Annotated in this window: 13 protein-coding genes; 9 read left to right on the top strand and 4 right to left on the bottom strand. The window is 68.2% G+C overall.

Annotated features, from left to right (window positions below; all coding sequences use genetic code 11):
- The first annotated feature begins 18 nt into the window (after positions 1-18).
- The gene (locus tag OV287_RS31430) at positions 19-5,295 is read left to right on the top strand and encodes an RHS repeat-associated core domain-containing protein (protein ID WP_267537740.1); all 5,277 of its coding nucleotides are present in this window, start codon (positions 19-21) and stop codon (positions 5,293-5,295) included.
- An 812-nt stretch (positions 5,296-6,107) separates the two neighbouring features.
- Here the strand turns inward: OV287_RS31430 and OV287_RS31425 are convergent.
- Complete coding sequence (locus OV287_RS31425) at positions 6,108-7,832, bottom strand: lysophospholipid acyltransferase family protein (protein ID WP_267537739.1); 1,725 nt, start codon at positions 7,830-7,832, stop codon at positions 6,108-6,110.
- Positions 7,833-7,834: 2 nt separating this feature from the next.
- On the bottom strand, positions 7,835-8,797 hold the full coding sequence (locus OV287_RS31420) for an NAD-dependent epimerase/dehydratase family protein (RefSeq protein WP_267537738.1): 963 nt from the start codon (positions 8,795-8,797) through the stop codon (positions 7,835-7,837).
- Between the two features lie 100 nt (positions 8,798-8,897).
- Between OV287_RS31420 and mutL the strand changes: the two genes are divergently transcribed.
- From mutL to OV287_RS31400, 4 genes are all read left to right on the top strand, one after another.
- A complete protein-coding gene (gene mutL / locus OV287_RS31415) occupies positions 8,898-10,790 on the top strand; it encodes a DNA mismatch repair endonuclease MutL (RefSeq protein WP_267537737.1) in 1,893 nt (630 codons plus the stop codon).
- A gap of 72 nt (positions 10,791-10,862) precedes the next feature.
- Entirely contained in the window at positions 10,863-11,018 is a 156-nt protein-coding gene (locus OV287_RS31410) for a hypothetical protein (protein ID WP_198956193.1), read from the top strand.
- A gap of 3 nt (positions 11,019-11,021) precedes the next feature.
- On the top strand, positions 11,022-11,711 hold the full coding sequence (locus OV287_RS31405) for a hypothetical protein (RefSeq protein ID WP_267537736.1): 690 nt from the start codon (positions 11,022-11,024) through the stop codon (positions 11,709-11,711).
- A 184-nt stretch (positions 11,712-11,895) separates the two neighbouring features.
- A complete protein-coding gene (locus OV287_RS31400) occupies positions 11,896-12,873 on the top strand; it encodes a tetratricopeptide repeat protein (RefSeq protein WP_267537735.1) in 978 nt (325 codons plus the stop codon).
- 112 nt (positions 12,874-12,985) lie between these two features.
- On the opposite strand, the gene OV287_RS31395 is transcribed toward OV287_RS31400, so the two are convergent.
- Positions 12,986-17,764, bottom strand: a complete 4,779-nt coding sequence (locus OV287_RS31395; protein WP_267537734.1) for an Ig-like domain-containing protein — start codon at positions 17,762-17,764, stop codon at positions 12,986-12,988.
- Positions 17,765-17,945: 181 nt separating this feature from the next.
- Here OV287_RS31395 and OV287_RS31390 point away from each other — a divergent pair, with 181 nt between their 5' ends.
- Positions 17,946-18,863 (top strand): hypothetical protein, encoded by a 918-nt coding sequence (locus OV287_RS31390; RefSeq protein ID WP_267537733.1) that lies wholly within the window; start codon positions 17,946-17,948, stop codon positions 18,861-18,863.
- A gap of 19 nt (positions 18,864-18,882) precedes the next feature.
- On the opposite strand, the gene OV287_RS31385 is transcribed toward OV287_RS31390, so the two are convergent.
- On the bottom strand, positions 18,883-19,845 hold the full coding sequence (locus OV287_RS31385) for a bestrophin family protein (protein WP_267537732.1): 963 nt from the start codon (positions 19,843-19,845) through the stop codon (positions 18,883-18,885).
- Positions 19,846-19,979: 134 nt separating this feature from the next.
- Here OV287_RS31385 and OV287_RS31380 point away from each other — a divergent pair, with 134 nt between their 5' ends.
- Genes OV287_RS31380 through alc form a run of 3 tightly spaced genes read left to right on the top strand, consistent with a single transcriptional unit; the run spans position 19,980 to position 24,504 of the window.
- Positions 19,980-21,548, top strand: coding sequence for a urate hydroxylase PuuD (locus OV287_RS31380; protein ID WP_267537731.1), 1,569 nt, complete (start codon positions 19,980-19,982; stop codon positions 21,546-21,548).
- A 25-nt stretch (positions 21,549-21,573) separates the two neighbouring features.
- Positions 21,574-22,935: an allantoinase AllB gene (gene allB / locus OV287_RS31375; protein WP_267537730.1), complete on the top strand. Its 1,362-nt coding sequence runs from the start codon at positions 21,574-21,576 to the stop codon at positions 22,933-22,935.
- 6 nt (positions 22,936-22,941) lie between these two features.
- Positions 22,942-24,504, top strand: coding sequence for an allantoicase (gene alc, locus OV287_RS31370; protein WP_267537729.1), 1,563 nt, complete (start codon positions 22,942-22,944; stop codon positions 24,502-24,504).
- Positions 24,505-24,507 lie beyond the last annotated feature (3 nt).

Raw genomic sequence — 24,507 nt, 5'->3', positions numbered from 1 at the left:
AACGACAGGGATGGGCGAGTGGATGAGGACGATTGTCCGGACCGTGAGCCGAATGGTGGGCCGCCGCCCTCCTTCTGCAGTGAGACGAACGAGTTCGACCCCGTCAACATCGTCACGGGGACGTCGTTCGAGCGGGTCCAGGATGTCGTAGTGGCCGACAGTGTGACGACGCTGAGCTTCGAGCGCACCTTCAGCTCACGCGGAGACGAGTGGACGCATGATGGTCCGCTGATGGATGCGCCGAAGCCCTTTGGCGCCAGCACCAGCAGCAAGGATTCCGTGGAGTGGTGGCACAACTGGCTGGGCGTGGTGGTGGAGCACAGGGACTACTGGAGCGTGCGGGACAGGGAGGGGCGGCTGCTGCGCTTTACGCCGTGCGCGGGAGTGCCGTGCCAGGCTGCCTTGTCGCAGGGCAACGCCAGCCAGCGCGAGCGGCTGTGGAGGACGGCCACGGGGTATGAGCTGGTGCAGGCGGACGGGAGCCGACTCGCCTTCGAGGCGCGCTTCGTACCGGTCTCGGGTGGGCGCAACCGCTACTTCCTCTCGCGAGTCGTGTCTCCGGTGGGGGTGGCGCTGGCGACGCTCAGCTATGCGGTGCCAGCGGTAGCGGGTTGCCCCCAGGGCGGAGCTTCGAGCGGGGCGGGAGTGCCCTACCTGTCGACGGTGCAGACGGCGGCTGGGAGCTCGTTGAGCTTCGCGTACCGTGCGCTGACGCGGGCGGATGGAGCAGTCGAATGCGTCATGTCCTCGGTAAGCCTGGGCAGCGCCGTGGTGCCGGAGGTGGCGTACACCTACGCCTCGGTGGGAGGCGTGGAGCGGCCCGGGCGCGTGGCCAGGGCGCAGTACGGCACGCGCCAGGAGGAGTACCTGTATACGGAGGGAGACTTCCGGCGCACGCAGCAGGGGGTGGAGCTCGTCCGCCACACCTATGGGGCCACCTATGGAGCGGAGGGGCGCGTGGTGTCGGTGGTGGGGGAGGGGGAAGAGGTATCCATCGAGTGGGCGTGGATGACGGCGACGTGCCAGCCAGGCTCCAACTGCTGCGGCAAGGTGCCCCAGAAGCGCAAGGCGACGGACACCCAGGTGGGGAGGGGAGATGGGACGGAGACGGCGGCCTCGCTGACGTACACGTACGAGACGCTCTCCAACTATGGCCAGGAGATGGCGCCGCGGATGTACCGGAAGGAGGAGTCGTGTACCCCGAGCCAGGCGTGCAGTGCGGGCACGGAGCGTACGGAGTGGGCGTGCTCATCCGCGGGGATGCCCGGCCATGAGGCGGCGCGCCAGGACAAGCGGGGCAACTGGGAGGTGTATGGCTACTCCCTGTCCGCGGGGACGCAGCCGCGCCTGGAGCGCACCAGTGTGAAGCATGGGGCCTCGGACATGTTTGGCGCCGGGGCACTGGAGGAGCAGACCTTCAGCTACACCTATGGCGCCAACGGGGAACAGCTGCCGCAGGCCACCGAGGAGCCGAGTGTGTTGGGCGGGGCAAACGACCGCAAGCGCACGCTGAATGTGTACGAGTCGGGAAGACGCAAGGCCGTCATCGAGTCCGGCTGGACACTGGTGCGTAACAGCCAGGGGGTGTGGGCCCCGGAGCGGCGGTTCGTGGGCACCTTCTATTTCACTTCCCATGTGTCCCTGGGTGGGACGGCTCCCGATGCGCTGGGCCGGACGATGGAGGTGCACGGCCCGTGCGTCGTGTCGGGTGAGTCCGCCACGGATTGCAGTGCTGCCGACGACTATCCGCTGACTCGCTACGAGTACTATCCGAGTAGCGCGGCGGAGAGCGTGCGCAACCGCCTGTGGAAGGTGTCGTCCTATCCCACGCGCACGTCCACGTTGCCCCTGACGACCGAGTACCTCGGATACGACGCGCGGGGCCAGGTCACGAGTGTCAGTGACCCGAATGGCGTAGTGACTGGCTACACCTATGTGGAAGACCGGCTGACGCAGAAGACGACGAATGGCCAGGTGACTTCCTTCGGCTATGTCGATGGGCGGCATCTGTCTTCAGTCCAGTCGCCGTCAGGGAACACCGAGGTGTATTGCTACCGGACTGGGACTCCGGGAGAGGCGTGCACGGGAGGGACGCTGACGGACAAGCTGCAGTGGAAGGCCAGGGCGGCGAGCACGGATGGTATGGGGTGGACGGAGAAGGTGATGTACGCGTACTGGCCGGATGGGACGCTGAAGGAGGAGCGCTACCAGACGAGGAATGGCACGACGGCCGAGATGCGGCGGGTACTGAAGTACGCGGCGGACGCGCACCGCAGGCCCACGTGGCAGAAGACGGGCGAAGGGGCGGGAAGCTTCACCTCGACGAAGTCCTTCGACGGAGCGAACAACCTGACGGGCGTGGGACTGCCCTTCAACAACCCACCCGCATGGTGCGGTGGAGTGAATGCGGACGGTACGCCGCAGTCTCCGCTGTGCTCCTCCCTGGCGCATGACAGGGCCAACCGCCTGGTGCGGATGGACGAGCACCCGGCGGACGGAGTGGCCCAACGCACGCTCTTCGAGTACGACAAGCAGGGCAACGTGTCCGGAGTGAAGGTGGGGTGCTCGAGCACGGACACCTTCAGCACCTGTGGCCAGCCGGCGGCGACGTACAAGTATGACGATTTCGGCAGGTTGGTAGAGGCGGCGCTGCCGCACGCCGATGGCCCGGTGCGCTATGCCTACGATGCGCGGGGCAACGTGGAGTTGAAGGAGACGGAGGCCATGCGCCAGGCGCACGAGTACGTCTCCTACTCCTATGACATGCTTTCGCGGCTGCTGTCCTCCCAGCGTGTGTACGAGGCGGGAACCGAAACCCTTCTCCGTTACGGTTACGACTCGCAGGGGACGTACCCCGCAGGCTGCCCGGCCTTGAGTCATACGATGGGGCGGGTGCGCTACCAGGAGGACTCGTTTGGGAAGACCTGGTACCAGTACGATCCGGAGGGGCGCGTGCTGGGGGAGATTCGCGTGCGGGCAGGGGAGACGACCTGCGGCAGCGTGGCGAACGCGAACCCTCACACCTGGTACACGTATTCGGCCAACGGAAGCCTCGCTTCGGTGACGTACCCGAACGGGCGGACGGTGACGTATGTGCATGGGACGGGCGCCAACGCGGACAGGGTGGTGGCCGTGGACGTGTCGCTGCACAACGGGACGGCGTGGAGCACCCAGCGGCTCTTGAGCAACGTTACCTGGGAGCCGTATGGTGGGCTGCGTGGCTACACGCTGACACACCCCACCACGGGCACGACGAGCACGGTGGAGTACGGCCTGGGAGACAATGGCACGGTGGCGCCCACGGGATGCTCGACGAGCTTCCCGTCCGCAGTGGGGTCGGACCTGACGGGCCGGTTGCGCGGTCTGCGGGTGTCCTCGGGAACCGTGGCCCTGGGAACGGGGACGGGAGACATCTACCAGCGCACGTACACATGGAATGCGGACCAGGTGGTGCGAACGGATACGTGCCTGCTGGGAACTGCGACGTCGCGGACGGAGACGTACAGTTATGACAGAACGCAGCGGTTGACGGGGATGCAGTGGTCGGCCGACAGCAACGCGTCCGGAAGCCATGGTTACGGCTATGATGGTCGTGGCAACCGCACGTCCATGAGCGTCGACAACTCTGCTTTCAGTTTGAGCTATGGGGTTGCGCCTCGTGGGGACAGGCTGATGGGCTGGAGTTCTGCCTCGTCAACCAGTCTTTGGGGCTACACACTGGCGTATGACGCGGATGGGAGAGTCACCCGGAAGGAGGGCTCACGGAGTCTGGATGGACAGCCGACGTACACGATGGGTTTCACGTATGGCCAGTCGGTGGGCGTGGCCACCGAGACTGTCTTCCGAGCGGTGGATGTAAACGGTGTCTTCTACAACTACTACTACGACGCACGGGGGCGGCGTCGGCTGAAGAGCTATCCGGGAGGAACCTCGGACGAGTACTTCCACGACTTGCAGAGTCACTTGCTGGTGGATCGAGGAAGCAGCGGAGTCGTGACGCCGGTGGGGCACTACACGCAAGACGACTACGTGTGGTTGGGTGGGCGGCCGGTGGTGCTGGTGCGCGGCAAGCTGAGCAACACGTGGGTGCGGCTGTCGGACAGCTCGACGGACTGCACGCGCAACGGCGAGTCTGCGGCCTGTGGGGTGTACTTCCCGGTGACGGACCACATCGGCAAGCCGGTGCTGATGTTGGATGGTAGCAGGCGCGTGGCGGGGGCCGCGGAGCATGATCCCTTCGGCCACGTCAATCGGGTGAGGCTGAACGAGGAGACGGAGCATCCGCTCGAGAACGACGGAACCCTGGCTCCCTTCTCGCTGGCGGCCATGGCGCAGCCGATGGATGCGGCCATGCAGGTGAAGATGCGCGTACTCTTCCACCTGGTGGTGCTGGGGCAGGGGTTCGCCGAGTTGAGGGATGGAGATGGACAGAGCTCGACGACGCTGAGTTCGGTGCCGGGATCGACTCGGGGGCATTTCTGGTCGGATTGGGTGCAGCCGACGGCGGGCAGCGCAAGTGTGTGGGTATCGCCGGGTCTCACTTCGGGAGACGGTGTCGTGCTGGAATCGTATGAATACCAGCGCTACCAGACGGGGGCGCAGCCCTTCTGGACGCCGTTGCGCTTCCCCGGCCAGTACCATGACGCGGAGACGGACCTCTTCGAGAACTGGAACCGGTACTACGATCCGCGCATTGGCAGGTATCTGCAGCCGGAGCCGATGTTGGTGAATCCTCGGTTCGTCGTGGGAATGGCCCGCCGAGGCTTCGGAGCACCAGCGTATGCGTACGCGGTTAATAATCCGGTGAATTACGTCGATCCTGACGGGTTGAAGGTCAAGCTGATGGATGAGGACGCACGGAGGATTGCGGCTGTCATGCAGCAAAACCCAGTTGGGCGTTACCTCTACGAGTGGCTAGACGCGTCGCCTGACACCTACGAGGTGTGGGGACGACAGGATTTGGGTCCAAATGTATTCGGGAGGTTCAGCGCAGGTGAGCTGTCGGGGGCAAATATGACGTTGATGAGGGGGGGCACCATCCGCGTCAACGAGTCGGCTTGCCTAGAGAGAGGCATCAATCCGGCCGGCAACATGGCTCATGAGTTCACTCACGCTGCCTTGTTTGACGCTGTGAACGATCCGCGCACTTGGGAGTCGAGAGGAATGGCCATCCCGCCGATCGTCGATGAGCTCTTCCCTGATGCACTACCTGGCGGTGGTTTGGACGGGTATAATATGAGCCCGTACACACCACACGGAAGGTTGACGTTCTACTGGCTGGAGCAATATCCATGACATCGATTTGCGCTGGACTCGCGATTTTTGGTCTTTGTTTGCCTGTGCCAGGACATTCAGTGGACAGCGTGAAGGCTGCGGACTGGGTGAACCAATCGGAGGAAAAAGACACTTGGTTGTCTGCACGCATGTTCGCCTCGAATGCGTACCGCATCGGAGCCCTCGTCGAGGGCGACCTGAGGCGCGTGACGAGTGTGTGGCTACGGGAGTCGCGCTCGTCCGACCGCGAGGCGCCCACCTCTCCCCTGCGCCGTGCCCTCGATCAGGCTTGTGAGGGCGCAAAGGAAGGAAAGCCGTGCCGCTTCCAAGGGTATTCGTTCTGGCGGATCGAATGCGGAGGAGGGTGGCTTCTGTATTCGACGAGCATGAGTCCAGATCGGCAACAGCTTCAGGAGAGTTGCGAGCGTTTCGGTGCGCTCTTGAAGTAAGCGATCGGTCTCCGAACTGGCGCGAGCGCCGATCCTTGGTTCGCGGTGGGTAGCCGGTACCGGAGTCAGCCAGCCAGAGTCGACAGACCTCCAAGGGGGGCGGGCGCACAACCTACTCGTTGTGCGCCACCCCCGCTGACGCGCTCGCCACCGAGGGAGCGCGTCAGGCCCTTTCCGCAGGAGGGTTTTGACCCACGAGGTAGGCACGCTCCAGCGTCCGCCTCGGCAGAGAGGCCATTCGGGCTTTGGACGTTCGGAGTGATGAGGGTCAAGACGGCTGACGCTCGAATTGAGTGCATGGGGTGGGGTGGGCCCATGTTGCGAATTGCCGCACCGTACGGCTCGTGGGTCGCAACACCGCGTCTTCTCGTGTCGTGAGGTGGTTCACCCCGAGAAGACTGAGCGGCGCTCCTTGAGGAGTGCCTGGAGCATGCCCTGGATGGACTCGCGGGTGCGCTCGGTGAGCCGTTGCACCTGGGACATGTCCTCGGCGGCCTCGGGAGGCAGGTCCCCCATGCCGATCGGATCGCCGAAGCGGATGGTCCACCGGGCCGGCAGCGGCGGCGGAGTCAGCGGCAGGTAGGGGAGTCCCAGGAAGCTGGCTGGAAGCTTGGCGAACAGCGGTGCCGTCTCCTCGGCGCCCACGATGGCCACTGGGACGATGGGCGCGCCCGTGCGCAGCGCCAGCTTCACGAAGCCGCCTCGGCCGAAGCGCTTGAGTTGGTAGCGCTGCGCGAAGGGCTTGCTCAGCCCCTGAATCCCCTCGGGGAAGACGATGACGGGGCGCAATTCGTCCAGCAGCCGCAGGGCGTTCTCCGGGCAGGCCCGCACCGCGCCCAGCCGGTTCATCAGCGTGCCGAGCATCGGCGCGTGGAAGACCTGGTCCTCCGCCAGCCAGCGCGCCTCCTGCAAATCCGGTCGCTCGCGCGACAGCGCCTGTTGCAGCACCGGCCCGTCGATGGGCAGCGCTCCCGAGTGGTTGGCCACCAGCAGCACCGGCCCCGCCGGCACGTGGCTGGCGCCCTGCACCGACACCCGCCAGTAGCGCTCGTAGAGGAAGTCCAGCACCGGCTGCAGCACGCCGCTGAGCGCCGCGTCCTTCCCGTACTCGTCGATGGCCGTGCCACCACCGACGCCAATGCCCGTGAGCGCCGCGCCCAGCAGCCCTTGCGCCGAGCCCAGCGTCTTGCTGAACCGCTCGCTGGCCAGCGCCTGGAAGGCGGCATCCTTCGCCAGCGACATCAACCCCGAGAGGCGATCCCCCAACCGGTGCGGCTCGGCCCCTGGGGACTCGGAGGTGAAGAAGACCTCGGCGGTGGTGGCGCTCACGGCGGGCAGGGCGGGAGCCAGCGCGGCCTCCACCTGCACCTCGATGCGGGCCTCTTCCGCGGCCTCGGCCTCGCTGTCCGGGGCGTACTCATCCTGGCTCGCGTCGAGCACCTCGACGGCCACCGTCCCGGATACCGAGACCTCCACCGTGTCCTCGAAGCCGGGCATGGCGACCGGCCCGGTAGGCAGCGGCTCCCCGATGGCCTCTTCCAGCTCCCGCAGGGCTTCCTCGGCCGAGGCGGCCTCTGCTGCTCGCTCCAGCAGCTCCGCCTCCTCCTCCGTCACCTCGGGCTCGGCGGAAGCCGCGGGCTCACGCGGCTCCATCGGCTCCTCGACGAAGGCGCGAGCCTCGGCGTGGGTGGGCGGCGGCGCGGCCGGAGCCGGAGTTCCCACCGTGGTCCCGGCGGTAACGGTCTCGGGAGGCACGGCCCTGGGCTCGGCGGGGGTCTTCACGGGAGCCGGCACGGCCTTGGGCGCGGCGGCCTTCCCCTGGGGAGGTGGGGCCTTCTTCCCACGCGCACCCGAGGCGGGCTTGGGGGCCGGCTTGGGCGGGGCCGCGGACTTCGGCGGGGCGGCCTTGGCGGTGGGCTTCTCCTTTGGAGCCGGAGCAGGCGCCTTCTTCGCGCCCTTGGCCGGAGGGCCCTTCTTGTTGGACGGAGGCGCGGCCTGGGCCTTCTTCGGCTCCGAGGCGGCGGGCTCCGTACCGGACGTCCGGGCCTCCGAGGGACGCTGCGCGGCGCCCCGCTGGAAGGGATCGTTCCCGAGCACACCCTTGGCCATGATCAACTCCTCCGCATCGCCGCCACGGCATCCCGGGCGTGGAACATGGGGATGAAACCGAGCTCCTCCTCCGCGCGCTCGCCGTCGGCGACCCATCCGTAATGCATGTAGTCGAGCAGGGCGGTGGGGAATCCCGGCCCCCCCAGCGAGGTCATCGTCTTCAGGGCCGCACGGTAGAGCGGCCCGGGCAGGGGGAGCGGCTGTGCGCCCGCCTGGCGGATAAGGCCCGAGAGCGGGAGCACCCCGCGCCCGACGATGTTGAACTCGCCCTCGGCATTGGCGCTGAGGGACTGGTACAGCGCCCGGGCGGCGTCCTCCTCGTGGAGGGCCTGCCAGAGCGGATCGAACCCGAGCAGCGTAGGCACCACCCGGTACGCCAGCATCCGGGTGGCCGGGTTGTTCATGTGCGGGCCGAACAGTGGCGCGAAGCGCAGGACGATGACACGCGTCTCCGGGTGGCGCTCGCGGAACGTGCGCACCTGCTTCTCCACCTCGACCTTGTCGGTGATGTAGCGGCTGCCGGGGCAGCCCGACAGCGACGTGTCCTCGCTCAGCAGGGCGGGGTGCTGGCCGCGTGCCCCATACAGGGCCGTCAGCGAGGGGACGATCAGCCGTGGCACCCGGGCTCGTCCGACCGCGCTCAGCACGCTCATGGTGCCGATGACCTCGAGCTCGTGCGCCAGTGAGCCATCGCGCACCGGCCCGTGAAGGAAGGCCAGGTGGTAGAAGACGTCCACGGGCAGCTCGGCGAGGGCGTCGGACAGCTCGCTCTCGGCGTCGTGCCGCGTGAGGTCCACGCGATGGAAATCCACCTTGTCACCGGCGGGCTTGGCCACGTCCAGGACCAGGATGCTCTCCACGTCGGGGTCTTGGTCCAGCAGCGGCAGCAGCAGCCGACCGAGATCGCCGGCAGCGCCCGTCACCGCGACGCGAAGTCCCCCCTTGCTCGCCTGAGTTCCTTCCATACGGGAGTGGGCGTGATAGCTCAGAAGCCCACCGTTGTCAGCCGCGACGCGTCAGGATTGCTGGCCAACTTCCCGGGTCCTGCGCATGATGTGACCTCCCATGGCACGTATCGCCCGACTCAGTGATGTCCTCATCAATAAGATCGCCGCCGGCGAGGTGGTGGAGCGCCCGGCCTCCGTCGTGAAGGAGCTGGTGGAGAATTCCATCGACGCTGGTTCCCGGACCGTGCGCGTGGCGCTGGAGAAGGGGGGATTGGGGCGCATCACCATCTCCGATGACGGGCACGGCATGGGGATGGAGGACGCGCGGCTGTGCCTGGAGCGCCACGCCACCAGCAAGCTGCGCCAGTTGGACGATCTGTTCACCATCAACACCAAGGGCTTCCGGGGCGAGGCACTGCCGGCCATTGCCTCGGTGTCGCGCTTCACCCTGCACACGGCCGAGCCCGGGGCGCAGGTGGGCACGAAGGTGACGGTGGAGGGGGGGAGCGATCCGCTGGTGGAGGAGGCACCGCCGCGGGTGGGCACGGTCATCTCGGTGGAGGACCTGTTCTACAACACGCCGGCGCGGCGCAAGTTCATGAAGCGCGAGTCCACGGAGCTGCAGCACGCGGAGGAGGCGGTCATCCGGCTGGCGCTGGCGCACCCGGACGTGGCCTTCTTCGTGGAGCACGGGGGCCAGCAGCTCTTCACCAGCCCGGCGAGCCCCGGGGATCCACGCGAGCGCATCGCCGCGGCGCTGGGGCCGGGGGTGCACCCGCACCTGGTGCCGGTGGAGGAGCGGCGGCTGGGGGTGACCGTGACGGGGCACATCGCCTCGCCCGAGTACACGCTGCCCAACGCGCGCGGCATCTACACCCTCGTCAACCGCCGTTACATCCGGGACCGGGGCCTCAACAGCGCCATCCAGCGGGCCTTCCAGGAGTTCCTCGCGGCCGGGCGCCAGCCGGTGGTGGTGCTCTTCATCGACGTGGATCCGCGGGCGGTGGACGTGAACGTGCACCCGCAGAAGCAGGAGGTGCGCTTCGCGGACGGCAAGGGCGTGGGAGACACGGTGCACGCGGCCATTTCCCGGGCGCTCCGGGCCGCGCCCTGGTTGGGCAACAAGGGGGAGGGTGGGATGCCCGAGCAGCCGAGGCAGGCCGCCCACTACGCCATGGCGGTGGAGCGCTTCCTCACCCGCGCCCAGGAGGCCACGTGGGGCGCGCCGCTGCCGCTGCCGGGCACCCAGGACGCGTCCGTGTCCGGCGCCGGGCCTGGCTCCCAGGCGCCTTTCGCCCCCATGTCCATGCCGGGGCCTTCGGGCTCGCTCTTCGCGCCCACCCCTTCGCTGCTGCCGGGGCGCGCGCCCGCCTTCGGCCAGGCCCAGCCCCAGCTCAACGAGGCGCCGCCGCCGGGCTACTTTGGTGCGCTGCGGCCCATGGGCGTGCTGGGCGAGCGCTTCCACGTCTGCGAGGGGCCGGGCGGGACGCTGGTGGTGCTGGACGCGCACGCGGCCCTGGAGCGGGCGCGGTTGATGGGCTTCCAGCGGATGCTGGAGCGGGAGGAGGCGCCGGTGCCCACGCTCTTTGGCGCCACGGTGGAGCTGCCGGTGTCGGTGGCCAAGTCTCTGGTGGAGGGGCGCGAGGCGCTCGCGCGGCTGGGGTTGGAGGTGGAGCCCTTCGGTGGGACGACGCTGGCGCTCAAGGCGGTGCCGCCCTCGCTGGTGGGGGCGGACGCCCGGGCGCTGCTGGAGGCCCTGGCGCGTGCCCTCCCTCCGCCCGGCTCGGCGCTGGATGCGACGACGCTGGCCGAGGGCCTCCGGGTATTGGCCTGCCATGCCGCACGCCATGCCGAGGGCCAGCTCAGTGAGGGCAAGCTCCGGGCGCTGCTCGGCGAGCTGGACTCGGCGGACTTCCACCCCTCCTGCATCCACGGCACGGTGGTGGTGCTCGAGGTGCCCCTGCTGGAGCTGGAGCGGCGCGCGCTGCGGCCCCCCAACCCGAAAATTTGACCCTCCAAACGTCACTGCTACGGTGCGCGCCCTGCCTGTAGCACCGGGGCGGACTGACGCGAGGAGGAGCGCATGCGCGGCGTGATCACCCTGCGGGACGTAATGGCCAACGTCGGCCTGGTCCGGCGGGAGTTCGGCTCGTTGTGTGTGGTGCGGTGTCTGCTCGCGGCCCTGTCCCGGCGCCGCACCACGTTTCTCGAAGTCGCGCTACGCCTGAAGGACTCCTGACCGATGCGCCGTCTCGCCCTGCTCGCCGTCCTGTTCGCCGCTGGGAGCGCCTTTGCCCAGGACGAGGAGCTCAGCCCATTGAACGGGGTGGGCCGTATCTCCGTCGAGGCCGGCTGGCGCCACTCCTCCAACGGCACCTTCTACGACAGCTTCTACGCGCTGCCGGCCTACCAGGGGGTGCAGCGGTCTCCCGAGTCGCCGGGCGGCCCCTTCCTCGCGGGCTCTTTCGCGTACGCCGTCACGGACTTCATCGAGCTGGGGATCGATCTCTTCGCCACCGGCGAGCAGCTCCAGCTGACGGGCGCCCCCACGCTCACCAACATCACCTACGGCGCGCTGGTGGGCGTGCGCTTCCAGACGCTGCTGGACATCCTCACGCCCGAGGGCGTGGTCCCCTTCATAGGTCTCCAGACGGGTCCCACGCTGGCCTACTCGACAGCCGAGGGAGTGGGCTCGCGAGAGCTCTTCACGCAGGCCTGGGCGGGGACCGTGGGGGCGACCTTCCGCTTCTCGGCCCAATGGGGCCTCACCGCCGAGTACCGCCTGGCCTTCGCTCGGGGCCAGAGCGTCTTCAACAACAAGCCCGAGTTCAAAGGGTTGGCCTCCTACAACGCGGGGGGTAGCTGGTTCGCGCTGGGGGTGACGTACTTCTTCGCATCGGATCCCATCCGTCCCTTCTCCTCTACGCCCTAGCGGAGTGCCGCTAGCCTGGCCCCCTGCCTTCGAGGGATGCACCGGAAATTCTTCGGGGCATGGGGCCTGTTTCCGGGGCCGACCACCACGAAGCGGGTGTGAAAAGTCACCAATCCCGCCCGACGGAGCCCCTACGATGCGCGAAGAGGCCGAGATCATTTCCGGGCCCAACAGGAAGATGTCCATGGCTGCTGAGACGAAGCCGGAGCAGAACAAGGAACTGAGCGAGATCCGCAAGGAAGTCATCGAGGCCCGCAACCTCGTGATCAAGACGGACAGCCTGCTGAAGAACCTCCACGCGGAGGTGAAGGCGATTGGCAAGCGTCATGAGGATCTCCAGAAGCGGCAGTGGATCTCCTCGGGCGTGGCGTACGCGATCTTCGCGGCGCTGTGCGTGGCGGGCGCGGTGCTGGTGAGCTCGGCGAAGAGCTCCGGCGCGACGGCTGAGCGCGAGCGGCTGGAGAAGACCGTGGCCGAGCTGACCACGCAGCTGGACAAGCAGCGCACGGAGCTGACGGCGACGCAGACGTCCCAGCGCCAGGCGGCCGAGGTCTTCCGGCTGATGACGACGCTGCCGGGTGATGAGCGGCTCAAGGGTGTGGACGAGCTGGTGAAGCTGGACACCTCGAAGCTGACGCAGCTCGAGCGCCACGCGCTCAACGACAAGGCGGCGCAGCTTCGCCGGGAGATTGGTGACTCGGCGTTCGAGCGGGGCAAGACGGCCTTCCGTCGCAACGACATGAAGACGGCGATCGACGAGATTACGCGCTTCGTGGCGATGAACCCGCCCGCGGATCAGCTGGTGGAGACGTCGTTCTTCCTGGGCGTGGCCTACAACATGGAGAGGAAGCACGAGCAGGCGGTGCCGATGCTGACGCGCTACATCGAGAGCGACCGCAAGGCGAAGAACCGCGACTACGCGATGCTGCTGCTGGCGCAGTCGCTCCAGGAGACGAACCAGCTGGAGAAGGCCGTGCAGATGGTGAATGAAGGCGTGACGCAGCACCCGGCCAGCGAGTACATCCCGCAGTTCCGCGGCCGTCTGGCGACGGTGCGTCGGCTGATGAACGGTGGCTCGGCGGCGGCTCCGGCGCCTGCCGCGGGGACTCCGGCGGCCCAGCCCGCGGCTCAGCCCGCCGCGGCGCCCGCTCCGGCGCAGTAGCTTCCTCCCACCCTCTCTTTCCCTCCCTCTCCCTCTGGGAGAGGGTCGGGGTGAGGGTCTTCCCAACCAAGGGCCTGGGTTCCGATGAGGAGCCCGGGCCCTTCGTGTTTGGTCAGTTGCTCACGGTGATGGAGGTGAGGGGGCCGTAGGCGATGTTGCCCGCGGGGTCGAAGGCGCGCGTCCTGAGGGTCGTGGCGCCGTTGGCGCGGGTGGTGGTGTCCCAGGACAGGGTGAAGGGGGCGGTGGTGTCGGTGCCTATCAGAACGGCGCCCACGTAGAACTCGACCTTGGAGACAACACCCCGGTCATCGCTGGCGGTGGCCTCGATGAGGACGGTGCCACTGAGGACGGTGCCGGCGGTGGGGGAGGTGATGGAGGAGATGGGGGCCGTCAGGTCATTGTCGAAGACGACGTTGATGGGCGCGGAGACGGTGACGTTGCCGGCGATGTCCGTGGCCCTGGTGGTGATGGCATGAGGGCCGTTGGTGGCGTTGCGGGTGTTGTAGCTGCCGGAGTAGGGCGGGGACGTATCGGTGTAGACGGCGCTCCCGTCGACGAAGAAATCCACCCTATACATGCCGCGGTCATCGGAGGCGGTGGCGGAGAGGGTGACGTAGCCGGTGAGGGTGGCGCCCTCGGTGGGAGTGGTGAGGGCGACAGTGGGCGGGGTGATGTCGTTGTTGGCGGTGACGGTGACCGTGGCCGAGGTGGCGCTGTTGCCCACGGCGTCCAGGGCCCTGGCGGACAGCGTGCGAGGGCCGTTGGGGCCGTTGCGGCTGTTCCAGGAGAAGGAGAAGGGGGAGGTGGTGTCGGAGCCCAACAGGGTAGAGCCCTCGTAGAACTCCACCTTGGCAACGCCCACGTTGTCGGAGGCGGTGGCCGAGAGGGTGACGGTGCCAGAGACGGTGGCGCCGGCGGCCGGGGCGGTGAGGGACACCGTGGGGGCAACCCAGTCGTTGTTGACGGTGACGCTCACGGAGGAGGTCGCCGAGAGGCCCGCGGCGTCGACGGCGCTGACGGAGAGGGGCTGGGAGCCGTTGGAGACGGAGCGGCTGTCCCAGGAGAAGGAGAAGGGGGCGGTGGTGTCGGAGCCCAGCAGGGTGGAGCCGGCGTAGAAGTCGACGCGGGCCACGCCGAAGTTGTCGGAGGCGGTGGCGGAGAGGGTGACGGTGCCGGAGACGGTTGCGCTCGAGGCCGGACTGGTGAGGGACACCGTGGGCGGGGTGGTGTCCACCTCCGTGCCTACGCTGAACACCAGATCATCATGATCATTCAGCGTGCCCGTGACGCACGCGGAAGTGCTCCCTCCACTCCGGTAGACGGCGCGCAGGGCCTGCAGGGAGCCCGAGGGCAGCAGGTACGTGGTCGACAGGACCCGTGCACCGGTGGCGGTGGGGGTCAGGGTGGTGAGGTACGTCCACGAAGGCGCGTTCGCATCGGTGGCGTAGAACAGCTCCAGCCGCTCATTGGTCGTCGAGCTCACCCAGACGGTGACATCGACCTTCACCTCCTTGCCGGGGGCGAAGGGGCTCCCATCCACTCGTGAGACCAGGATCTGATCGATCGACGGACTGGCGTGGAAGGTGCCGCTCGTGCCGTCCGCGCAGGAGCCGCCCAGGGTGTTGGGCTGATGGGGCTCGGGGCCGAGATTGGCACGGCCCTTCACCAGCGTCGTGGTGTCGCAGCGGTGTGCCACCTGCGAGCATCGGGGCGCGCCGAGCGTGGCGTCGTACTCGGCGGTGCCGGGTTGGATGACGGTGACGGAGACGGTGGCGCTGTTGGCGAGATTGCCCGTGGGATCGTAGGCGCGGGTGCTGAGGTTGTAGGCGCCGTTGGCGAGGCTGGTGGTGTTCCAGGGGAAGGAGAAGGGGGCGGTGGTGTCGGAGCCCAGCAAGCCGGCGCCCAGGTAGAACTCGACCTTGGAGACGACGCCCCGGTCGTCGCTGGCGCTGGCCTCGATGAGGACGGTGCCGTTGAGGACGGAGCCGGCGGTGGGGGAGGTGATGGAGGTGGTAGGGGTCGTCATGTCGTTGTCGAAGACGACGTTGACGGAAGGCGTGACGGCGATGTTGCCGGCGGCGTCCGTCGCCCTGGCGCTGACGGTCCGAGGTCCGTTGGCTGTGTTGCGGCTGTTGTAGCTGCAGGAGTAGGGGGCGACGGTGTCAGTGCAGATGGCGCTCGTGCCGACGAGGAACTCCACCTTGGACAGGGCCCGGTCATCGGAGGCGGTGGCGGAGAGGGTGATGGTGCCGGTGAGGGTGGCGCCCTCGGAGGGGGCGGTGAGGGAGACGGAGGGCGGGACGAAGTCGTTGTCAGCGGTGACGGTGACCGCGGTCGAGGTGGCGCTGTTGCCCACGGCATCCAGGGCCCTGGCGGACAGCGTGTGGGGGCCGTTGGGGCCGCTGCGGCTGTTCCACGAGAAGGAGAAGGGGGCCCAGGTGTCGGTGCCTAGCAGCGTGGAGCCGTCGTAGAACTCCACCTTGGTGACGCCCACGTTGTCGGAGGCGGAGGCGGAGAGGGTGATGGTGCCGGAGACGGTGGCGCCCTCGGAGGGAGCGGTGAGGGACACCGTGGGGGCAGTCCAGTCGTTGTCGACGGTGACGGTCACGGAGGAGGCGCCGGACGAGGAGAGGCCCGCGGCGTCGAAGGCGATGACGGAGAGGGGCTGGGAGCCGTTGGGGACGGAGCGGGTGTCCCAGGAGAAGGAGTACGGGGCGAGGGTGTCGGAGCCCAGCAGGGTGGAGCCGGCGTAGAAGTCGACGCGGGTCACGCCGAAGTTGTCGGAGGCGGAGGCCGAGAGGGTGATGGTGCCCTTGACGGTGGCGCCCGAGGCCGGGGCGGTGAGGGACGCCGTGGGCGGGGTGGTGTCCACCTCCGTGCTCACGCTGAACACCAGGTCATCGTGGTCGTCCATCTCGCCCGAGGAGCAAGGCACGGGCGTGCCGTAGGTCCGGTAGACGCCGCGCACGGCCTGCAGGGTGCCCGAGGGCAGCACGTAGGAGATCGAGTGTGTCTGGTAGCCGCCGGAGTACGGGTACAGGGTCGTGAGGTACGTCCACGACGGCGAGTTCGCGTCCGCGGCGTAGAACAGGTCCAGCACCTCGTTGTAGGGCTCGAGGCTCGCATAGAAGCTGGCCTCGAGCGTCACCAGCTTGCCGGCGGCGAGGAGCGTCCCATCCGCCCGCGACACCTTGAGCCGCTCCAGCGAGGGATCGAACTGGTACAGGCCGAAGAGGCCCTCCTGGCCGTCCGGGCAAGAGCCACCCAGGGTGTTGGGTTGGTGTTGCTCGGGGCCGAAATAGAGGCCACGGCCGGTGAGCAGCTCCATCGAGTCGCAGCTGCTGCCAACGCCGGTGCAGCGTGGGGCGCGCAGCGACGAATCGTAGTACGCGATGCCCGGGTTCTCGAGCGTCACCTCGACCGAGCTGGTCGTGCTGTTGCAACCGCTGTCGAAGGCTCGCGCCGAGAGGGTGGTCGTGCCGTTGCCGGAGCTGCTGCTGTCCCAGACGAACGAGTAGGGCGCCGTCGTGTCGGAGCCGATGACGACGCCATTGGCGAGGAAGTCCACCCGGGTGACGGCCACGTCATCGGATGCCGTGGCGGTGAGGGTCACGTCTCCACTGAGCAAGGCGCCGCTCGCGGGGGCGGTGAGGGAGACCACCGGGCGCACCGTGTCGTTCTTCCCCATGCAGGCCGAGTGCAGCAGCCGGTTCGGAGAGCCGAAGCCGGGCTCGCCGACGAGGTTGGGGCTGGAGCGAGCGAGGATCTCCTCGGTGACCTCCTGGGGCGTCGCCGTGGGGTGCCCTTCCAGGTAGAGGGCGACGGCACCGGCGACGTGGGGGGTGGCCATGGAGGTGCCGTCGGCGTACTCGAAGTCCGTGTCGCCTGTGATCCAGGAGGAGAGGATGCCCTGGCCCGGCGCGAAGATGTCCACGCAGCTGCCGAAGTTGGAGAACAGGGCCCGGGTGTCGGTGTCGTCCGTCGCGCCGACGGTGATGGCCTGGGGAGCGCGGGCGGGGGACGTGGAGCATGCCTCCCAGCCCTCGTTGCCCGCGGCGACCACGAAGGTGACGCCCGAGGCGATGGTGGCCGTCACCGCGTCATCGAGCGCCTGGGTCGCTTCGCCTCCGAGGCTCAGGTTGGCCACCGCCGGCGTCTCGTGGTTGGCGGCGATCCAGTCGATGCCGGCGAGCACCTGCTCCAGGGTTCCCTGGCCGTCGCAGTCGAGGACGCGCACGGGGTGGAACAGCACGTCCTTGGCGACACCCACGGTGGTGCCGCCCACGGTGCCGGCCACGTGGGTGCCATGCCCTCGGCAGTCCTCCGTGCCGAGCCCGTCCCCGATGGAGTCGAAGCCAGGGCGCATCCGGCCCGCGAACTCGACATGGGTGGAGAGCATGCCGGTGTCGACGATGTACGCGTGCACCCCGGCGCCCGTGTACTCATAGGTGTAGTTGCCGTCGAGCGGCAGGTTCCGCTGGTCAACGCGATCCAGGCCCCAGGTGGCCCCGGTCTGCGTGCCCGACTCGCGGAAGAGGCGATCCTGCTCGATGTACCGCACGCGCGGGTCCGTGCTCATGCGCTCCGCGGCCTCTCGAGACATGGCGGCCGTGAAGCCCTTCAGGGCGTGGGTGTACGTGTGTCGCACCTCGGCGCCATGCGTCCCCGCCAGGGTCGTGATGCTCCGCCGAGTGCTCTCCGGGGAGGCGGCCAGGCCCTTCTCCTCCGCGAGGACGACGATGTAGCGGTCTTGGACGGCCCGTGCGGGTTGTGCGAGCCGCAGCTTCCGGGTGGAGGTGGCCTCAGAGGGAGTCGTCTCCGCTCGTTGCTCACACCCCGTGAAGAGCCACGAGGCGGCGAGAAGGACGATGGTGCACAGCTGGGTGCGCATGGGAACCCCCTGGGTCGTGTCGGTGGATCATCTCAGGTTCGGTGCTCGCCGAACCAGCCCCCCTGACCCGAATGTCCGGATGTTCCCGGTATTCCTACCCCCTACCGAGGTGCCCTCCCTCCCGGATAGGGTCGAGGGCCTTCTCATTGCGACCCCGGATCGAACTCCAGGGGGAGGATGTATGCGTTCACGTTTGCTGGCGGTAGTGGCGATGTCCGGGCTGTGGGTGGGCTGTGGTGGCCCGGCGGCCGAGGCGCTCAACAAGTACAAACCGGCCGCCCTCGCCTCCGAGACCGATGTGAAGCTGTGGGCGTCGCGGGCCAGCGCGCCCAACATCTACGCCAGCGCCAATGTCGCGGTGACGCTCATTTCGAGCGGACAGGATCCCAACTGCCCGGTCATTGCGGAGGACGGCAACACCACGCGCGTCACCGGAGGCTGCACCGACACGAAGGGGGTGGAGTGGTTCGGCTCGATGGAGCTGGTGAGCGAGGGCGAGGACTCCGGGAACACCCGCATCACCTATGACGGCTTCGGTTATCAGAAGGCGGTCACTGGCTGTGAAGCCTCGGGCGGCAAGGCCCAACTCATCTTCGAGGGCACCAGCAAGGTGACCGGCAGCAAGTCGAAGAGGGACTTCGAGGTCGACATCCGCCTGGACGTCTCCGGGCAGTCGGAGGGCTCCTGCACGACCATCTCCGCGACCTCGGCCTGGGAGTACAAGGGGACCGTCGATGGAGCGGACACCGGCTTCGGCGATGGCAAGCAGACCTGGAACGGCTCGGGCCGTATCGGCGACAGCCAGTCCGGTGTGATCGAGGTGGAGACGAAGGCGGAGGTGGTGGACGGCTCGGTGTGCGACTCCGAGGCGGCCTCGGGCAGCACCACCGTCAAGTCGGGCGGCCACACCGCCGTCATCCAGTACGACGGCGCCACGGACTGCGAGGACTCCAGCACCGTGCAGTGGAGCCTCGACGGGAAGGCCTCGGGGGAGCTGGAGGGCGTCCGCTGCTCGGCCGTCAGTGGCCCCACCTTCTCCGCGTGGAGCCTGGCCCTGCTGGGCGCGCTGGGGTTGATGCGCCGCCGCGCCCGGCGCTGAGCCTCCGCCGCTTCCTGGCTCACGCCTCCGAGGAGGGTTCCTTCCCGGTCGGAGCCCCTGCATAGCTCAACGCGGGACTCGCGATGAGCTGGTTCCTCCAGGGGACCAGCTCATCGAGGGTGTTGGCGATGGACTCGGAGATGCCTTCGAGCGGAAGGTCGTTGTCCTCGGTGCCGAAGGGCTCCTCGATCTCCACGCCAATCTCCTCGATGCCCAGGAACGTGTGGGCAATCAGCAGGATGACGGGCACCGTCGCCCAGCCGAAGGACTCCACGAGGGCGAAGGGCAGTCCGAGGATGAACACGATGAGCGTCCGGCGCAGGTGGAGCATGTACGCGAAGGGCAGCGGCGTCTTGACGATGCGCTCACACCCGCCCTGGTAGTCGATGAGCAGATGGACGTTGCGGTCGATCTCCATCTGGACAATGTCGGAGATGAACCCGAGCTGCCGGGCCTCGGCGACGACCGCGGACATGCGCAGCGCCACCGCGAGCCCGGCGTTGCGCGAGGCCATCACGCGCTCGATCTCCGCGGGGGGAAGCACGGCTGCGGCGGGTCCGAGCCCGCCACCTCGCCGGAGGACCCGCGTCACCGCGTACGGGTACACCGCAGTCCAGGCGGCCAGACGGCGCAGCAAGTCGGGCGAGCGGATGTTCAGCGCCGCCGCCCGGAGCAGGTTGCGCGTCTCGTTGACGATCCCACCCCAGAGCTTCCGCCCCTCCCAGAACCGGTCGTAGGAGGAGTTGGTGCGGAACACGAGCAACAAGCTGAGCACGGTGCCGGCCAGCGTGTGCCCGGTGGCCGGGACGTCCACCTTGTGGACGTTCAAATGGAACCAGGTCACCGCCACGGTCCAGATGGTGAACACGCCCAGCCGTCCGACGATCTCCTGGAGGATACCGCCACGGAGTTTGAGGAGGTGCCGCCACCAGTGATGCGGGTCGTAATCGATCATGTCCTTCGACGGGTCGCTGCCCGTCATCCCTGTCCCGGATTCTTCGCCCAGGACTTGCGGAACTTCTATTGGGATCTGTTGGCCCCCCCACCTTTGTTTTGAGGCCCCCCCTCTGGAACGGCTTCACCGACAGGAGGCGAAATCGCGGTAGAGTCGCGCGCATGTCCGCCTTCATTCAGGAATGGCTGAATCTCCTGGTGCGCTGGGTCCACGTGATCGCGGCGATCATGTGGATCGGAGACTCGTTCCTCTTCATGTGGCTCGATAGCCACCTCACCTCCCCGAGCCGCCCGCGCGAGGGCGCCGTCGTGGGCGAGCTGTGGATGACGCACAGCGGTGGCTTCTACGAAGTGGTGAAGCGCAAGTCGCTCGCCAAGGGCGAGATGCCGGACACGCTGTACTGGTTCAAGTGGGAGAGCTACACCACGTGGATCAGCGGCTTCCTGCTGCTCATCATCGTCTTCCACCTCAACGGGGCGTCGCTGCTCATCGACTCGAGCGTCTACCCCCTCACTGCCGGGCAGGCGGCGGCGATCAGCCTGGGAGTCCTGCCGCTCGCGTACGGATTGTACGAGCTGCTCTGGAAGACGCCGCTGGCGAAGAACAACCGGGTGTTCGCGGCGGTGGGGTTCGTGCTGATCACCGCGCTGGCGTACGCGCTCACCCGCGTGTTCAGCGCGCGCGGCGCGTTCCTCCAGGTGGGCGCCACGCTCGGGACGATCATGGCCGCGAACGTGTTCTTCCGGATCATCCCCGCGCAGCGGCACATGCTCGCGATGACTCGCGAGGGCAAGCCGGTGGACACGTCCTATGGCCTGCGCGCCAAGGGCCGCTCCATCCAGAACCACTACCTCACGCTGCCCGTGCTGTTCACGATGATCTCCAACCACTTCCCGAGCACCTATGGTGGCTCGCGGCCGTGGCTAGTGCTGGGGTTGCTGTTCGTCGTCGGGGCGGGGCTGAAGTACGTGATGAACTTCCGCGCCCAGACGCCGCCGCTGGCCTGGGCGGGTACGGCCGCCGCGTTGCTCGGAGTGATCGTCCTGACCCGACCGCCGCCGGATCCCGCGCTCGAGCAGTTCGCGGGCAAGCCGCCGGTGAAGTTCGAGGAAGTGGCCTCCGTGATGCAGACCCGCTGTGCCACGTGCCATGCGGCACGTCCCTCGAGCCCGATGTTCGCCGCGCCGCCTCTGGGGATCATCCTCGACAGGCCGGACGCCATCCGGGCGCACGCCGACCGCGTCTTCGTGCGCGCGGTGGCCACCAAGACGATGCCGCTCGGCAACCTCACGGGCATGACGGAGGAGGAGCGCTCGCTGGTGGGGGCGTGGTTCGCCCAGGGCGGGGCAGTGCCCGAGGGCGCGAAGATGCCCGACTTCATCGCGCCGCCCGTGGCCGCCCCCGCTCCGGCCCCCGCTGCGACGCCGGGGACTGCGCTGGCGGACATCCCGGAGTCGTCGCGCAACTACTTCGCCTCGGTGTGCAGCACCTGCCACGGCCCGAAGGGAGCCGGTGATGGCGCGGTCGCGGCGGCATTGAATCCGAAGCCGCGCAACTTCGGTGACAAGGCCTGGCAGGACAGCATCACCGACGAGGCCCTCAAGAAGGTCATCGTCGAGGGCGGTGCCGCGGTGGGCAAGAGCGCGGTGATGCCGCCGAATCCGCCGCTCGCAGAGGACACCGAGACGCTCAACGGCCTCGTGAAGCTCATCCGCGCCTTTGGCGCTTGAGGCAGGGAATCCGGAGGGGAACCAGATGCAGCCGTTCATCGTGCGCGGCCGTCGCGTATTGACGCCGCAGGGGATCCGCCCCGCGGCGATCCACATCCAGGACGGAAGAATCTCCAAGGTCGAGGCGGGTGATGCCCCCCTGCCTCCAGGCGCGAACGTACTCGAGGCGGGAGAGCTGCTCGTCACGCCTGGCGTCGTGGACAGCCACGTCCATATCAACGAGCCAGGACGTACCGAGTGGGAGGGCTTCGAGACGGCGACGGCGGCCGCGGCGGCGGGTGGCATCACCACCGTGGTGGACATGCCGCTCAACTGCATTCCCGCGACCACCACGCGCGAGGCGGCCGAGGCGAAGCTCGCGGCGCTCGAGGGCAAGCTGCACGTGGATGTGGCGTTCTGGGGCGGGGTGATTCCGGGGAACGTGGACGCGCTCGAGGGCCTCGCGAAGTTCGGTGTGCCCGGCTGCAAGTGCTTCACCTGCCCCTCTGGGGTGGACGAGTTCCCGCATGTCACGCGCGCGGATCTCGACGTGGCGCTGCCTCGGCTCCGGGACCTGGGGCTGACCTTGCTCGTCCACGCGGAGGCGCCAGGCCCGCTCGATGCCGCGGAGCATGCGGTTGCCGGGAAGGATCCGCGCGACTACCGCACGTACCTCGACTCCCGGCCGCGCTCGGCGGAGGACGAGGCGATCGCGATGATCATCGATCTGTGCCGCAAGCACCGGGCTCGTGCGCACATCGTGCACCTGTCGAGCGCTTCCGCCCTGCCGATGATCCGCGCCGCGCAGCAGGAGGGCGTGCAGATCACCGCCGAGACGTGCCTGCACTACCTGGCCTTCACCGCGGAGGAGATCGCCGCGGGCGCGACGAGCTTCAAGTGCGCGCCTCCCATCCGCGAGGCGGAGAATCGCGAGCTGCTCTGGCGTGGGCTGGAGGACGGGACGATCGGCATGGTGGTTTCGGACCACTCGCCGTGCACGCCCGCGTTGAAGAAGCCGGAGGCCGGCGACTTCCTCCAGGCGTGGGGCGGCATCAGCTCTCTCCAGCTCGGGCTGTCGGTGCTCTGGACGCTGGCGAAGGAGCGCGGCTACTCGGTGGAGCAGATGTTCCGCTGGAACGTCGAGGGCCCGGCGCGGCTCGCAGGAGTGTCGGACCGGAAGGGGCGGCTCGCCCCCGGGTACGACGCGGACCTGGTGCTCTGGGACGATACGGCATCCTTCGTGGTTCAACCGGAGGCCATCCGCCACCGTCATCGCGTGACGCCGTACGCGGGCCGGAGGCTCTTCGGGCAGGTGAAGAAAACCCTCGTCGGAGGCCGGATGGCGTATGACGCTGCGTCCAACCAGCCCCCGGCCACCGTTGGCCGCTTCCTGGCGGTTCGGAGGTAACTACTCGTGGCAACGCATCAGCCCGTCCCCGCGGAGTTCAAGGGACTCGTGGATCTCTCGGCCGACCTGCTCGGCACGTTCGTCCTCTACGCGACCGACGACTACTTCGCCGAAAAGGAGAACCTGCTCAAGCCGGGCCCTGCCGAGTGGCGCGAGGGCGCGTACACCGACAAGGGCAAGTGGATGGACGGCTGGGAGTCGCAGCGCAAGCGCGAGCCCGGCCATGACTTCGCCATCATCCGGCTGGGTGCGCCGGGCAGTGTGCGCGGGGCGCTCGTCGATACCACGCACTTCAAGGGCAACGCGCCCCAGCAGATTGCGCTCGAGGGCATCGAGGCGCCGTACACCGCCACTCCGGCGCAGCTGCTCGCGGACGAGAAGTGGTTTCCGATCATCGCTCAGAGCGCGGTGAAGCCGGACTTCCCGAACGTCTTCGTGCTGGAGAAGGCGAGCCCGCGCGTGACGCACGTGCGGCTGCGCATCTACCCGGATGGAGGCGTGGCGCGCCTGCGCATCTACGGAGACGTGCTGGCCGAGGACCGCACCTTCTGGCGCTCGGGCAGCGTGGACCTGGGGGCGGTGGAGAACGGTGGCACCATCGCGGCCAAGAGCGACGAGTTCTTCGGCCCGCCGTCGAACATGTTGCTGCCCGGCCGTGGCGTGAACATGGGCGATGGCTGGGAGACGAAGCGTCGGCGCACGCCCGGCAGCGACTGGGCGGTGGTGAAGCTCGCGCGGCGCGGCATCCTGGAGCGCATCGAGCTGGACACGCACTTCTTCAAGGGCAACGCGCCGCAGGCGACGCTCATCGAGGCCGTGGACGCGACGGGCATGGAGGCGGACGCCCTGCAGTCGCTGCTTGCCTCCGCCTCGCCGGCTGGCTGGCGCGTGCTCGTGGACAAGACGGCGCTCGTTCAGCATCGGCGCCACCAGCTCGAGCCCATCCACCCCATGCCCGTCACGCACGTGCGCGTGCACATCTTCCCGCACGGAGGTGTGAACCGGCTGCGGTTCTTCGGGTACGCGCTCGACACCGAGGGCGAGGCCACGGCGTTGAAGCGGTTGAACGCGCTCGACGAGAAGGAGGCGCGGGCGGTGTTCCAGGCGTGCTGCGGCTCCTCGGCGTGGGTGGACGGGATGATCGCGCGGCGGCAGTTCCCGAGCGTGCGTGCCCTCTTCGCGGCGGCGGACGAGGTGTGGTGGTCGCTCGGGGCGAAGGACTTCTTGGAGGCGTTCGCGGCGCACCCGCGCATTGGCCAGACGAAGAAGGCCGCGCCCCAGAGCGAGAAGTCCGCGGAGTGGAGCAAGGGAGAGCAGCGCTCGGTGGCGCAGGCGGACGCCGGGACGCTGGAGCGGCTCGCGAAGCTGAACGACGAGTACTACGAGAAGTTCGGCTTCACCTTCATTGTCTTCGCCACGGGGAAGAGCGCGCCGGAGATGCTGGAGCTGCTCGAGCAGCGGCTGCAGCGCGGCAAGGCGGATGAGGTGGAGACGGCTGCCGCGGAGCAGGCGAAGATCACCCGCGTGCGGCTGGAGAAGTGGCTGCGCGAGCAGATGGCGGGACGCTGAAGG

The organism is Archangium lansingense (assembly GCF_026626635.1).
GTDB classification, from domain to species: Bacteria; Myxococcota; Myxococcia; order Myxococcales; family Myxococcaceae; genus Archangium; species Archangium lansingense.
This window is presented reverse-complemented; position numbering and strand designations above follow the sequence as displayed.